Annotated in this window: 7 protein-coding genes and 1 pseudogene; 3 read left to right on the top strand and 5 right to left on the bottom strand. The window is 73.1% G+C overall.

The window, feature by feature from the left end; genetic code table 11:
- Together J7E97_RS25070 and J7E97_RS25065 are read left to right on the top strand one after the other, a co-directional pair.
- On the top strand, positions 1–933 hold a 933-nt coding region (locus J7E97_RS25070), incomplete at its 5' end, for a DUF4139 domain-containing protein (protein ID WP_215031407.1).
- An 8-nt stretch (positions 934–941) separates the two neighbouring features.
- Entirely contained in the window at positions 942–2504 is a 1563-nt protein-coding gene (locus J7E97_RS25065; protein WP_215031405.1) for a DUF4139 domain-containing protein, read from the top strand.
- Between the two features lie 77 nt (positions 2505–2581).
- On the opposite strand, the pseudogene J7E97_RS25060 reads toward J7E97_RS25065, so the two are convergent.
- A pseudogene (locus tag J7E97_RS25060) lies at positions 2582–2989 on the bottom strand (Fur family transcriptional regulator); the annotation flags it as partial.
- Positions 2990–3337: 348 nt separating this feature from the next.
- Here J7E97_RS25060 and katG point away from each other — a divergent pair.
- Positions 3338–5530, top strand: a complete 2193-nt coding sequence (katG, locus tag J7E97_RS25055; RefSeq protein ID WP_215031400.1) for a catalase/peroxidase HPI — start codon at positions 3338–3340, stop codon at positions 5528–5530.
- A 53-nt stretch (positions 5531–5583) separates the two neighbouring features.
- Here the strand turns inward: katG and J7E97_RS25050 are convergent, their stop codons facing one another.
- The 4 genes from J7E97_RS25050 to J7E97_RS25035 form a co-directional block, all read right to left on the bottom strand.
- Positions 5584–6351 carry an intradiol ring-cleavage dioxygenase gene (locus tag J7E97_RS25050; protein ID WP_215031397.1) on the bottom strand — a complete coding sequence of 256 codons (768 nt, stop codon included), beginning with the start codon at positions 6349–6351 and terminating at the stop codon, positions 5584–5586.
- 154 nt (positions 6352–6505) lie between these two features.
- Positions 6506–8593: a DNA helicase RecQ gene (gene recQ, locus J7E97_RS25045; protein ID WP_215031394.1), complete on the bottom strand. Its 2088-nt coding sequence runs from the start codon at positions 8591–8593 to the stop codon at positions 6506–6508.
- A gap of 94 nt (positions 8594–8687) precedes the next feature.
- The gene (locus J7E97_RS25040; RefSeq protein ID WP_215031392.1) at positions 8688–10034 is read right to left on the bottom strand and encodes a M1 family metallopeptidase; all 1347 of its coding nucleotides are present in this window, start codon (positions 10032–10034) and stop codon (positions 8688–8690) included.
- A gap of 138 nt (positions 10035–10172) precedes the next feature.
- A complete protein-coding gene (locus J7E97_RS25035; protein WP_251055095.1) occupies positions 10173–14168 on the bottom strand; it encodes a Pls/PosA family non-ribosomal peptide synthetase in 3996 nt (1331 codons plus the stop codon).
- Positions 14169–14358 lie beyond the last annotated feature (190 nt).

Below are 14358 nucleotides of genomic sequence, written 5' to 3'. Positions count from 1 at the left end.
CCGCCACCCTCTGCCGCTGCCTCTCCCGCTCCGGCGCCGGTTGCCGGGCCGCCGCAGCCGAGCGGCGCCGAGCTCGACTACGCCGCCCTCGTCCTGTGCGGCCCCGACGAGCAGGGCGGTCGCAGGGGCCGGCTGTTCCCCGGCTCTCCCTTCGACCCGGTGGCGGCCGAGCAGCGCCGCCGCGCCGAGGCGGTGGCCGCGCTGCCGCTGCCCGGGCAGTCCGTACGGCCCCGCGAGTCGGCGGGTTCCTTCGACCACCGCTTCGACGCCGCCGCCCGCGCGGACGTCCCGTCCGACGGCACCTGGCACACCGTCACCGTCGCCGAGGTTCCGGTCGGCCTGCGCACCGAGTACCTCTGCGTGCCGTCCGTGGAGCAGACCGTGTACGCCACGCTCGTGCTCTCCAACGCCACCGACCAGGCGCTGCTGGCCGGCCCGGTGGAGGTCGTCGTCGACGACGAGTTCCTGCTGACCGCCGCACTGCCCACGCTCGCCCCCGGCGGTGTCCGCCGGGTCGGCCTCGGGCTCGCCGAGGGCATCCGCGTCACCCGCCGTACCAACCTGCGCGAGTCGACCTCCGGCCTGCGCGGCAACACCACCGTGCTCGACCACCGCGTCCACGTGGAGCTGGCCAACCAGCTCGCGAGGCCCGTCACCATCGAGGTCCGCGAGCGGGTGCCCGTCTCCTCCGATCCGGACGTCCGGATCGAGGAACGGGCCGACTGGACGGCACCGGAGGGAAGCCCCGCGAAGAGCACTGCGGAGAGCACCGGGGAGAGCACCGAAAACGACGCGGGGCCCGAGCACCACGCCCCGGGCACCCGCATCTGGCGGCTGGACCTGCCCGCCGGCGCCACCGCCGCCCTCGACGGTGGCTACGAGATCCGCATCCCGACCGGCAAGGCCCTGGTCGGCGGCAACCGCAGGAGCTGACACCCGCCATGTCCACGGCCCCGAACCCGATCGCCCTCCCCGTCACCGCCGTGACGTGCCTCGAGGACCGCGCCCATGTCGAGCGCACCACCGTGCTCGGCCTGCGGGCCGGAGTCCAGCGGCTGCGCCTCGGGCCGGTCAGCGCGCTGGCCGTCGACCGGACCCTCCACGCCGAACTGACCGCCGAGTTCCGGTCGACCGTGCTCGACGTGCGGATCGTCCGCGGCTGGACGCCCCGCGGGCCGCTGCCGTCCGCCGACGAGGACTCCGCCCTGCGCCACCGCGTACACGCCCTCGAAGAGGAGCGGCTGACGCTCGGGCAGCGACGCGACCGGCTGTACGCCCGCCTCGGGCTGCTCGACCGCCTCGCCGCCGATCTGCTGCGGGACATCGGCGAGGGCGCCGGTTCCGGGGAGAGCGAACGGACCCGCTGGGCCCGTGAATTGGACCGGGTGGACGACGAACGCGGTGCGCACGCGGAGCGACTGCGCGTCGCGGAGGCCCGGCTGACCACCCTCGCCGCCGAACTCGGGGAAGTCCAGCGGGCCCTGCACCTCTCCGAGGAGGAGCCCGCCGAGCTGGTCGCTCACGTCGAGTTGACCGTGGAGGCCGCGGTCGCCGGTCCGGCCGAGCTGCGCCTGAGCCACCTCACCCCGTGTGCGCTGTGGCGGCCGGCCTACCGGGCCGTGCTCGACGGGGACTCCCTGACGCTGGAGACCGACGCGGTGCTCTGGCAGCGCACCGGCGAGGACTGGTCGGACGTACGCCTGACCTTGTCGACCGCCCGCTCGGCGCTGGCCACCGATCCGCCGCGGCTGGGCGAGGACCGGCTTACGCTGGTGGACCGCTCCGCGGCGGAGCGCCGCACGGTCGACGTCGAGCTGCGCGAGGAGGAGATCGGGGTCCTCGGGCCGGCTGCGGTGCTCGGCCTGCCGGGAGTGGACGACGGCGGCGAGGCGCGCGTGCTGAGCTCCCCGGCGCCGGTCTCCGTGCCCGGGGACGGCCGCGCCCACCGGGTGCCGCTGTCCGTCTTCACCACGGCGGCGCAGAGCGAGTACTCCTGCGCTCCCGAGGTGTCGCCGCTGGTCACCCAGGTGGTGCGGTTCGACAACCCGTCGGGCCACGCGCTGCTCGCCGGGCCCGTGGACCTGGTCCGCGGCAGCGGTTTCAGCGGCCGCGGCACGCTGGACTTCACCGCCCCCGGCGCCCTCGTCGAGCTCGCGTTCGGCAGCCGTGACGACCACGGGGTCGTCCGGCAGGCCCAGGAATCCCGCGACACCGCCGGAATCATGCGCAGGAGCGTGGTCACCCGTACGGTCCGGCTGCACCTGTCCCGGTTCTCCGCCCCCGGGGAACGGGGCGATCGGGTGGTCGTCCTGCGGGAGCGGATCCCGGTCTCCGAGGTCGCCGCGGTGGAGGTGCGGCTGCGGAAGGACGCCTGTTCCCCGATGCCCGACGCGGTCGACGCCGAAGGCATCGCCCGCTGGGACGTGGTCCTCCCGCCCGGCGGCCGCCGTACGGTCACGCTGGTCTACGAGCTTTCGGCGAGCTCCGAGGTCGCGGGCCTCTGAGCTCGGCGGTCCGCCGCACGCGTCGCATCCGTGGCACCCGCCGTACCCGCCGTACCCGCCTCTCGCGGCGGACCGGGTGCGCAGGCGGGACACAGCCCGCGGTAGGTGACCTCGGCCTCGGACACGGTGAAGCCGAACCGCTCCTCCGCCGGAAGCCCGGCCAGGGGATCGCCGGTCGGGTGGACGTCGCGGATGATCCCGCAGCCGGAGCACACCAGGTGCTGGTGCGGATGGTGCGCGTTGGGGTCGTAGCGCTTCGCGCGGCCCTGGGCGGAGACCTCCACCACCTCACCGAGCGAGACCAGTTCGCCCAGGGTGTTGTAGACGGTCGCCCGGGAGATCTCGGGCAGCCGCCGTGCCGCGCGGGCGTGCACCTCGTCGGCCGTGAGGTGCACGTGCTCGCCGTCGAGGGCTTCCGCGACGACGCGCCGCTGGGACGTCATGCGCCAGCCGCGCTCTCTCAGCCGCTCCAACAGGTCGTTCATATCGGTTCGCCTCTCCATTGCGTGCCGGGCCGGTCGTCAATTCCGCTTCCGATTCTCATATCGGCGAGAGGAGATCGCGATGATCGGAAGATGCCACCTTTGGACTTCGACTGTTTGTTGGGCGGGGGTGCCCTGCGTGTTCTCGTAGCAGTGTGGTCTGCGGTGCGCGACCATACGGACGCCGATACGCGCTCGATTATCGGCGTCGTCCGTGAGGATATGTTCTCGTCGGCGGTGCGGGTCGCCGTGCTCGACTCGTAAAGCGGACGGCGTTTCGAGAGCGGACGGCGTCAAGAGCGGGCAGCGCAGCCGGCAGAGGAAAACACCGAGACAGGAAGAAGGGCTGACGTGTCCGGCAGCGAAAGCGAGAACCCGGTAATCCCCTCCCCGGCCCCCACCGTGACCCGCCCCAAGGCGAACCGGGACTGGTGGCCGAACCAGCTGGACCTCCAGGTTCTCCACCAGCATTCGCCCGGGTCCAATCCGATGGGTGAGGACTTCGACTACGCGGCAGAGTTCGCGACCCTGGACGTCGACGCGCTGAAGCAGGACGTCTTCGACGTGATGACCGCCTCGCAGGAGTGGTGGCCCGCCGACTACGGCCACTACGGGCCGCTCTTCATCCGGATGAGCTGGCACGCCGCGGGCACGTACCGCATCGCGGACGGCCGCGGCGGGGGCGGCTCCGGCGCCCAGCGCTTCGCGCCCCTCAACAGCTGGCCGGACAACGCGAGCCTCGACAAGGCGCGCCGTTTGCTCTGGCCGGTCAAGCAGAAGTACGGCCGGAAGATCTCATGGGCCGACCTGCTGGTATTCGCCGGCAACTGCGCCATGGAATCGATGGGGTTCAAGACGTTCGGGTTCGGATTCGGGCGGGAGGACATCTGGGAACCGGAGGAGATCTTCTGGGGGCCGGAGGACACCTGGCTCGGAGACGAGCGCTACAGCGATGATAGGGAACTCACCGGTCCCTTCGGTGCCGTGCAGATGGGACTGATCTACGTCAATCCGGAGGGGCCCAACAGCAATCCGGATCCGCTCGCCGCCGCCCGGGACATTCGCGAGACGTTCGGCCGCATGGCGATGAACGACGAGGAAACCGCCGCGCTGATCATCGGCGGCCACACGTTCGGCAAGTGCCACGGCGCGGTCGGCCCCGAGTACATCGGTCCGGAACCCGAGGGCTGCCCCATCGAGCAGCAGGCCCTCGGATGGAAGAATTCGTACGGCAGCGGCGCGGGCGGCGACGCGCTCACCAGCGGGCTCGAGGGTGCGTGGACCTCGGAGCCGACGAAGTGGGACAACGGGTACCTGGACAACCTGTTCCGCTACGACTGGGAGCTGACGACGAGCCCGGCCGGCGCCAAGCAGTGGACACCCACGGATCCCTCGGCGCGGGACACGGTCCCCGACGCCCACGATCCGTCGAAGCGGCACGCGCCCATCATGCTGACGACGGACCTCTCGATGAAACTGGATCCGGTCTACGGGCCGATCTCCAAGAGCTTCCACGAGAACCCGGACCGGCTCGCGGACGCGTTCGCCAGGGCCTGGTACAAGTTGCTGCACCGCGACATGGGACCCCTTTCCCGCTACCTCGGCCCGTGGATCCCCGCTCCGCAGCTGTGGCAGGACCCGGTCCCCGCAGTCGATCACGCGCTGGTCGGGGCCGCGGAGATCGCCGCCCTCAAGGGACGCATCCTCGCGACGGGACTCACCGTCTCCCAGCTGGTCACCACCGCATGGGCGTCGGCGGCGAGCTTCCGGGGCACCGACATGCGCGGCGGGGCCAACGGGGCACGGATCCGGCTCGCGCCGCAGAAGGACTGGGAGGTCAACGACCTGCCCGAGGTGACCGAGGTGCTGCGGGCCCTCGATGAGATCCGGCAGGACTTCAACGACTCGCAGGGCGAAAGCGGGACGAAGGTCTCGCTCGCCGACCTGATCGTGCTGGGCGGGTGCGCGGCCGTCGAGCGGGCCGCGAAGGACGCCGGGCACGCCATCACGGTCCCGTTCGCACCAGGGCGCACGGACGCCTCGCAGGAGCAGACCGACGTGGAGGCCTTCGCCGTTCTCGAACCCAGGGCGGACGGGTTCCGCAACTACCTCCGGACGGGAGAGAAGCTGTCGCCGGAAACCCTCCTGCTGGACCGCGCCAACCTGTTGACCCTGACCGCACCCGAGATGACCGTGCTGACGGGTGGCATGCGGGCCCTGAACACCGGCTTCGGCCGGTCCCCGCACGGCGTCTTCACCGACCGGCCCGAGACGCTGACCAACGACTTCTTCGTCAACCTGCTCGACATGGGTACGGAATGGAAGGCGTCGGCCTCCGCCGAGAACGTGTTCGAAGGGCGGGACGTAACTACGGGCGAGGTCAAGTGGACGGCCACCGCCGTCGACCTCGTCTTCGGTTCCCACTCCCAGCTGCGGGCCATCGCGGAGGTCTACGCGTCGAAGGACGCGGGAGAGAAGTTCGTGCGTGATTTCGTCGCCGCGTGGGACAAGGTGATGAACCTCGACCGGTTCGACCTCGCCTGACGTCGGACGTCCCGGCCGGCCGCCCGCCGCCAGCCGGCGGCCGGCGGCCGGCTTCAGGCGATGCCCACCGTGTACGCGGCCCGGTAGCCGCCGGCTTCGGGCTCGGGGGCCAGGGTCATGGCGGCGCCGGAGGCCTGGTAGCGGCTGTCGCGGGTGTTGGGGTGCTCCGGCGCCCGGCGGCGGGCGTACGGCTGGAGCGCGTACACCCGCACCAGGAGTTCCTCGGGGAAGAAGAACTGCGAGGTCGTCTCGGTGTGGTGGTCGGGGCGCACCTTGAAGTGGATGTGCGGGGCCAGTCCCCGGTACCAGCCGGGCACGATCGTGCGGAACGTGCACCGACCGGCGGCGTCCGTGACCTGGGTGCCGCGCAGGAAGCTGTCCTTGCCGGTGGAGTAGACGCCCGAGGCGTCGGCGTGCCACACGTCGACGGCCGCGCCCGCGACCGGGCGGCAGCCGGCCGACACACGGACCACCGTCAGGTCCAGGCGGAACGGCACGCCGTCCCGGCCCTCCCTGACGTCCGACCGGACGCGGTCCAGATCGAGGTAGTAGGGGCCCTCACCCGACTCCGCGGTGAGCACGCAGGCCGGGGTGTTCCCGCCGGACGGCGAGGACGCCGACTCCGACGCGGTCGTGGTCGCGGTCGTGGTCGTGGTCGCGCTCATGGCCGTGGTCGGGGACGCGGGGGCCGAGGGCTGCCCGGCCGCCCCCCGGGTCCCGGCGGTGCCCGCGCAGGCCGCCGTCAGCGCGGCGACCCCGGCCGATCCGGCGGCCAGCAGCACCGTGCGGCGGCTGGTCCGGGAGATGCCGTTCTCTGCCATGCGAACCCCTCGCGTGCTCCTGGGCCGTCGCGGCGGACGGCCACCGACCGCGCCCACCGTGCCGCAGCGCGGGAGGCGCGACCAGCACCGACACGCCCCGGCAGACGACGGCCCAGGAGGCGGTCCACCTGCTCCTGGTGGCTCCTCCCGGCTCCTACTGCCAGTCCTCGTCCCAGGGCGGCTCCATCTCGTCCAGGTCGAAGGGAGGTTCGTCGGGGTACGGCGCCGCGGACGGAGCCTCCGGCGCGGGCCCGGCGGGAACCGGAGCGGCAGCAGCCACCGGGGCGAGCCCGCCTGGAGGTCCTGCGGCGGCCACCGCGCCGGACGCGGTAGCGGGTGTGGCGGCGACGGACGCGGTGGCGCCGGGGCCAGTGGCGTCCGACGCGGTGGCGCCGCACTCCGCCAGGGTGTCCAGGACGCCCTGGGCGTACTTGGCGAGCTTTGCCTCGCCGATCCCGCCGATGGTGCCCAACTCCGCCGCCGTGGCGGGCACTCGGGTCGCGATCTCCCGCAGCGTCGCGTCGTGGAAGACGACGTACGCCGGGACGCCCTGCTCGCGGGCCGTCGCCGCCCGCCAGGCACGCAGGGCCAGGAAGACCGGTTCGGCGGCGGCCGGCAGGTCGACGGGGACCCGGGCGCCCTTCCCGGAGCGCGATCCGGATTCCTTGCGCGCCAGGGCCGGGGCCGCCTTCTCCTTCCGCATCGAGACGCTGCGCCGACCGCCCAGCACCTCGGCGCTCTCGTCCGTCAGCACGAGCGTTCCGTACTCGCCCTCCACCGAGAGCAGCCGCAGCGCCAGCAGCTGGCGCACGACGCCGCGCCACTCGGCCGTGCTCAGGTCCGACCCGATGCCGAACACCGAGAGCGCGTCGTGGTCGAACTGGATGACCTTGGCCGTCTTCTTGCCCTGCAGGATGTCGATGATCTGGCCGGCGCCGAACTTCTGGCGCCGCTCCTTCGCCAGCCTCCACACCGTGGACAGCAGTTTCTGCGCCGCGACCGTCCCGTCCCAGGACTCGGCCGGCGTGAGACAGGTGTCGCAGTTGCCGCACGGCTCGCCCGGCTGGCCGAAGTACGCCAGCAGCCGCGACCGACGGCAGTCGACCGTCTCGCACAGCGCGAGCATGGCGTCCAGGTGCATGCCCAGCGAGCGGCGGTGCGCGTCGTCTCCCTCGGAGCCCTCGATGAGCTTGCGCTGCTGGACCACGTCCTGCAGGCCGTACGCCAGCCACGCCGTGGCCGGCTCGCCGTCGCGGCCGGCCCGGCCGGTCTCCTGGTAGTAGCCCTCGACCGACTTCGGCAGGTCGAGGTGGGCCACGAAGCGCACGTCCGGCTTGTCGATGCCCATGCCGAAGGCGATCGTGGCCACGACCACGACCCCGTCCTCCCGCAGGAAGCGCGCCTGGTTCGCGGCGCGCGTCCTGGAGTCCATCCCCGCGTGGTACGCCACGGCGTCGATGCCCTGCTCGACCAGGAAGGCCGCGGTCTTCTCCACCGAGGACCGGGAGAGGCAGTAGACGACTCCGGCGTCCCCGGCGTGCTCGGTCCGGATCAGCTCCAGCAGCTGCGCCAGCGGCTTGTCCTTCGGGGCGATCCGGTACTGGATGTTCGGCCGGTCGAAGCTGGCGACGAAGTGCCGGGCGTCCCCGAGGTCGAGCCGCGTCACGATCTCGGCGTGGGTGGCCTCGGTGGCCGTCGCGGTCAGCGCGATCCGCGGCACCTTCGGCCAGCGCTCGTGCAGCATGGACAGCGCGAGGTAGTCGGGCCGGAAGTCGTGACCCCACTGGGCGACGCAGTGCGCCTCGTCGATCGCGAAGAGCGACACCTTGCCCCGGTCGAGGAGCCGCTGGGCGCTCTCGGTGCGCAGCCGCTCGGGAGCCAGGTAGAGCAGGTCGAGCTCGTCTTCGAGGAAGGCCCGCTCGACGGCCTGCCGCTCTTGCGCGTCCTGGGTCGAATTGAGGAACCCGGCCCGCACCCCGAGGGCGGTCAGCGCGTTCACCTGGTCCTGCATGAGCGCGATGAGCGGCGAGATCACGACGCCCGTGCCTTCTCTGACGAGCGCGGGGATCTGGTAGCAGAGCGACTTGCCGCCGCCGGTCGGCATCAGCACGAGGGCGTCGCCGCCGCCGACCACCTGCTCGATGATCTCCTGCTGCTCACCGCGGAAGGAGCTGTAACCGAAGACGCGGTGCAGTACCTGCAACGCGGCGGAGGTCTCGGGGGAAGCGTCCGGAAGGGCCATTCACGAAGCCTAACGGCAGCCGCGGACACCCCGGCTCCGTCCGCCCGAACCTGTGGACAACCCCGGGGTCCCCGTGAGGCCGGGGCCCCGTCGGCTACGAGCGAGACGGGAGGGAGGGGAAGGACTGGAGCGGCGGAAGGGGCGTCTCGTACAGCCAGGCCGCGAACAGGTCGTCCATCGGCTCGCCCGCGTAGCGCCCCACGTGGGCGGTGAAACCGGCGGTGGTCACCACGCCGTGGCGGTGCACGACGGCCCAGTCGCGCAGCATCCCGAAGAACGCCCCGTCGCCCAGGGCGCAGCGGACCGCGTGCACGGCGAGGCCCCCGCGCTGGTAGAGGCGGTCGTCGAACATCAGCTTGCGGCCCGGGTCGGCCAGCCTCAGGTCCTGCGGCCGCGAGGCCAGCAGCCGGTGCGCGGCGGCCGCCAGCTCGTGCGCGGTGCGGCCCCCGGAGTGCTCCGACCAGAGCCATTCGGCGTACTTCGCGAAGCCCTCGTTGAGCCAGATGTGCCGCCAGTCGGCGATGGTCACGCTGTTGCCGAACCACTGGTGCGCGAGCTCGTGGGCGACGAGGCGCTCCGAACCGCGGACTCCGTCCACGTGGTTGGCGCCGAACAGGGAGAGGCCCTGGGCTTCCACGGGGACGTCCAGCTCCTCGTCGGCGACGACGACGGCGTACTCGCCGAAGGGGTAGGGCCCGAAGAGTTCCTCGAAGAGCCGCATCATGGCGGGCTGCCGGGCGAAGTCGCGGGAGAACCGTGGCAGCAGGTGCGCCGGCACGTGGGCGCTCTGCGGAACACCGCCGAGCCCGGGGTCGCCGAGCAGCACCGTCTGGTACATGCCGATGGACAGCCCTACCAGGTAGCTGGGGGTCGGCGCGGACTGCTCGTACACCCAGGTCGTCGTGCTGGCCCTGGTCGTACGGGTGAGCAGCCGGCCGCCGGCCACCACGGTGTAGGCGGAGGGCGTGTTGACCGAGATATGGTACGAGGCCTTGTCGGCGGGCCGGTCGTTGCACGGGTACCAGGAGGGCGCGCCGACCGGCTGGCTGGCCACGAGCGCTCCGTCGGTCAGTTCCTCCCAGCCGAGGCCGCCCCAGGGGCTGGCCACCGGCTTGGGGTTGCCCGCCCAGTGGACCTCCACGGTGAAGGCGGAGCCGGCGGGCAGCGGCTTGGCCGGCCGGATGCGGAGTTTGCCGCCCCGGTGGGCGTAGTGCGGCGCCCGGCCGTTCACCAGGACCCGGCCCACCTTGAAATCGGCCAGGTTGAGGTGGAACTCGGGAAGCGCTGCCCGCCCGGCGATCGCGTTGAGCCGGGCCGTCCCGGCCAGCCGGTTGGGGGCGGGGCGGTAGTCCAGGGCGAGTTCGTACCGGTGCACCCGGTAACGGGGGTCGCCGTTGGCCGGAAAGTACGGGTCCGATGCCGCTGTCTTCTGGCCGCTCACTGCCGCTTCCGCTCCCTGCCCTGCCGTGCGTGCCGTGCCGTGCGTGCCGTGCTCTGTTCGTGCGATGTGCGCCGCGTGCCGTGCGACGTACGAAGTGCGCCGCGTGCCGTGTGAGGTACGACAGGCCGCAACTGCCCTTCAGGACCGCCATGCTTCGATCGGATTGCCCAGCCAGCGGGAGTCGGCGGGGACGGATTCCCCGGCCATCACCAGCGAGGCGGGCCCCAGCGTGCTGCGGGCTCCGACCGTGCTGCCGGGCAGGACGATTCCGCCCGGGCCCAGGGTGGCGCCCTCGCGGAGGACCACAGTATCCGTCCTCAAGATCCGGTCGTGGAAGAGGTGCGTCTGCAGAACGCAGCCGCGGTTCACGCTGACCGCGTCGCCCAGCACCACCAGATCGGTCTCGGGCAGCCAGTAGCTCTCGCACCACACGCCCCGGCCGATCCGGGCACCGAGCGCGCGCAGCCACAGGGACAGCAGCGGCGTGCCGGGCACCGATCCGGCCAGCCACGGCACGGCCAGTACCTCGACAAAGGTGTCGGCCAGCTCGTTGCGCCACACGAAGCCGCTCCACAGCGGGTGTTCCCCCGCCCGGTGCCGGCCCACCAGCAGCCACTTCGCGGCCACCGAGAGCGCGCACGCGGCCAGACCGGCGGCGAGCAGGATCGCTCCCGACAGCAGCGCGGCCACCCAGATCCCCGGACCGTCCGCCCGCATCAGCGCACAGAGCGCCGCCGCGGTCAGTACGGCCAGGGCGGCCGAGCAGAAGACGGGGAGGAGCCGGCACAGCTCCACCAGGCCGCGCGCCCACAGCAGGTGCGCGGGCGGATCGTACGTCCGGCTCCGGTCGGCGGCCGCGGCGGACCGCGGCAGCCGTACCGGCGGCAGGCCTAGGTACGAGCTTCCCTTCTTGGCCTTCTTGGGTGTCGCGGACAGCACGCCGACCAGTCCGTCGTCCGGCACGCTGCGGCCCGGCGCGGTCATTCCGGAGTTGCCGAGGAAGGCCCGGCGGCCGATCTCGGAGTGCCCGATCCGCATCCAGCCGCCGCCCAGTTCGTAGGGGGCGGTCAGGGTGTCGTCGGCGAGGAACGCGCCGTCGCCGACCGTGGTGAGGCTCGGCAGCGCCAGCACGGTGGACACCTCGGCGCCGCGGCCGATCTTCATGCCGAGCAGCCTCAGCCAGACCGGGGTGATCAGCCCCGCGTACAGCGGGAAGAGCGTCTCCCGGGACAGGTCCATCAGCTGGGTGACCGTCCAGGCCTGCCAGCCGGTCCGGCTGTGCGTGGGGTGGACGCCCGCACGCAGCCCCAGGCTGAGCAGGCGTACGGAGACCAGCAGCAGCAGCGCGTAGGCGGAGCCGAAGGCGAGCGCCCCGGGCACCACGGCGAGCAGCGCTCCGCGCAGGGCCTGGGCGAGAGGGGCGTCGGCGGGTAGGAACCGGCTCACCACGAGCAGGGCGGGCAGGGCGGCGAGCACGGGCAGGGCCGTGAGGCAGAAGCCGGCCGTCCCGTACGCCGCCCGCCAGGGGAGCCCGCGCGGCGGGCGCTCCTCGGGCCAGTTGCGCTTGGCCCTGCCCAGTTTGACGGCGGGCGCTCCGGCCCAGCGCTGGCCGGTCGGAACCTGCCCGACCACGGCGGAGCCGGGGGCCACCTCGGCCCGCTTGCCGACGCGCGCGCCGGGGAAGAGGATGCTGCGGGTGCCGACCACGGCGCCGGCGCCGACCTTGACCGGGCCGATCTCGAGCCGGTCCCCGTCCAGCCAGTGCCCGCAGAGGTCCACTTCGGACTCCACGGCGCAGCCGCGGCCGAGCTTGAGCATGCCCGTGACCGGGGGCATCGAGTGCAGGTCGACCTCGGGGCCGACCTTGGCGCCGAGCGCCCGCGCGTAGCGCTCCAGCCAGGAGCCGGTGAGCGCCGTGGCGCCGACGTACTCGGCCAGCCGCTCGGCCGTCCACAGCCGCAGGTGCACGCTTCCGCCCCGCGGGTAGCGTCCCGCCTTCACTCCGCGCAGCAGCAGGCGGGCGCCGCCGGCCGCGATCGCGAGGCGGCCCGGCGGGCTGAAGAGCAGCGCCGCACCGGCGGCGACGAGCCACCAGGAGGCGGTGGGCGCCCAAGGATGGGAGCCGACCCGGTGCAGTACGTTGCCCAGGGCCAGCAGCGCCACCGTCCAGCGCAGGCCGACCAGGGTGAACAGCGGGAGCAGCAGCAGCGACTGGATCACCTTGGTCCGCAGCGCGACGGGCGCGACGGTCCGGACCGCGCCGTCGTCCTGTGCGGACTTCTCCAGGTGCCGGGCCAGCTTGCGCAGGGTGGGCCGCTGGTAGATGTCGAGTACGGCCGCGCTCGGGTAGCGGGTGCGCAGCCGGGTGGTGAGCCGGGCGGCGGCGAGGCTGTTGCCGCCGATGGCGAAGAAGTCGTCGGCGGGGCCGGTGACGGCCACGCCGAGGGTTTCGCTCCACTGCTCGGCGAGCCAGGCCTCGGTGCCGTAGAGCTGCTCCGCGGGGCCGGTGGTCTCCAGTGCGGGCAGGGGCCAGGGCAGCGCGTCGCGGTCGACCTTGCCGGAGGTGCGGGTCGGCAGTTCGCCGACCGGCGCGAGCAGCGGTACGAGGGCCGCCGGCAGTTCGGCGCGCAGCCGCGTCACCGCCGCGGCGTGGTCCCAGCCCTCCTGGGTGACCAGGTAGCCGACGAGCAGTTGGTTGCCGCTGCGCGCGGTGCGTACGGCGGCGGCCGCGCCGGCGACGCCGGGCAGGGCCTGGAGCGCGGAGTCGACCTCGCCCAGCTCGATCCGGCGGCCGCCGAGCTTGATCTGCTCGTCGCCGCGGCCGAGGAAGACCAGGCCCTCCGGTTCGGCGCGGACGAGGTCGCCGCTGCGGTAGGCGCGCTCCCAGCCGAGGGATTCCAGCGGGGCGTACTTCTCGGCGTCCTTCCCGGGGTCCAGGTAGCGGGCCAGGCCGACGCCGCCGATCACGAGCTGGCCGCTGCCGCCCATCGGCACCGGCTCGCCGGACTCGTCGATCACGGCCAGTTCCCAGCCGTTCAGCGGGAGTCCGATCCGGATCGGTTCCTCACCGGTCAGGAGCGAGGCGCAGGCGACGACGGTGGCCTCGGTGGGGCCGTAGGTGTTCCAGACCTCGCGGCCCTCGGTGACCAGGCGCTGGGTCAGCTCGGGCGGGCAGGCCTCGCCGCCGAAGATCAGCAGCCGTACCTCGCCCAGGTCCTCGGGCTCCCAGAGCGCGGCCAGGGTCGGCACGGTGGAGACCACGGAGATCTCCTGTTCCACCAGCCAGGGGCCGAGGTCGGCGCCGGTGCGCACCTGGGAGCGGGGAACGGGCACGAGGCAGGCGCCGTAGCGCCAGGCCAGCCACATCTCCTCGCAGGAGGCGTCGAAGGCGACGGACAGTCCGGCCATGACCCGGTCGCCGGGCCCGATCGGCTCCTCGGCGAGGAACAGTGCGGCCTCGGCGTCCACGAAGGCGGCCGCGCTGCGGTGGCTGACGGCGACGCCCTTGGGCTTGCCGGTGGAGCCGGAGGTGAAGATGATCCACGCGTCGTGCTCGGGGCCGGGCCGTGCGGCGGGCGCTGCGGGGTCCGCGAGGCCGGTGGCTTCGATGCGCTGTCCGGCGCCCAGCACGGCCCGTACTCCGGCCTCGCCGAAGACCAGCTCGGCCCGCTCGTCCGGGTCCTCGGCGTCGACCGGCACGTAGGCGGCGCCCACCGCGAGCACGGCGAGGATGCCGGCGTACAGCTCGTTCGTCCCGGAGGGCACGCGGACGCCGACCCGGTCGCCGAGTCCCACCCCGGCGGCCGCGAGGGCGCGCCGCCGGCGCTCGACCTCGACGGCCAGCGCCCGGTAGGTCAGCCGGCCGGTGCCGTCGTCGAGGGCGAGATCGTCGGGGTACGCCCGCACGGAGGCCTCGAAGACGTCGACGAGGGTGCGCGCCGGGGCGGCGGGCCCGCCGGAGAACCGCGCCGACTTGCCGGTCTCCTCGGCCCCGTCCCGATCGTCGCGCCCCGTCGCGGCGTCGGGCCCGGTCGCGTGGTGGAGCCCGGACGCGGCGTCGAGCCCGGTCCCGTCGTCGGGCCCGGTCCCGTCGTCGAGCAGAGTGACGTCACCGCGCTCAGGTGTGCCTGCCATCGGCCCTCGCGTCTCGCTCCCGGAACCTCCGGGTCGCCGGACGGAGCCCGGGTCTGCCCGGGTTGTTCCGCACCAGCGCCAAACAGCCCGTCAGTTTAGTGCTCGGGCAAGGATTCCCTTACCGAAGACTTGCGCGTGGCCGGGAAGGAACGGTATTCAGCGGCGGACGAGTGGACGTTCAGATCCGCCG

The sequence above is a fragment of the Streptomyces sp. ISL-66 genome (assembly GCF_018614135.1).
Lineage (GTDB): Bacteria > Actinomycetota > Actinomycetes > Streptomycetales > Streptomycetaceae > Streptomyces.
This window is presented reverse-complemented; position numbering and strand designations above follow the sequence as displayed.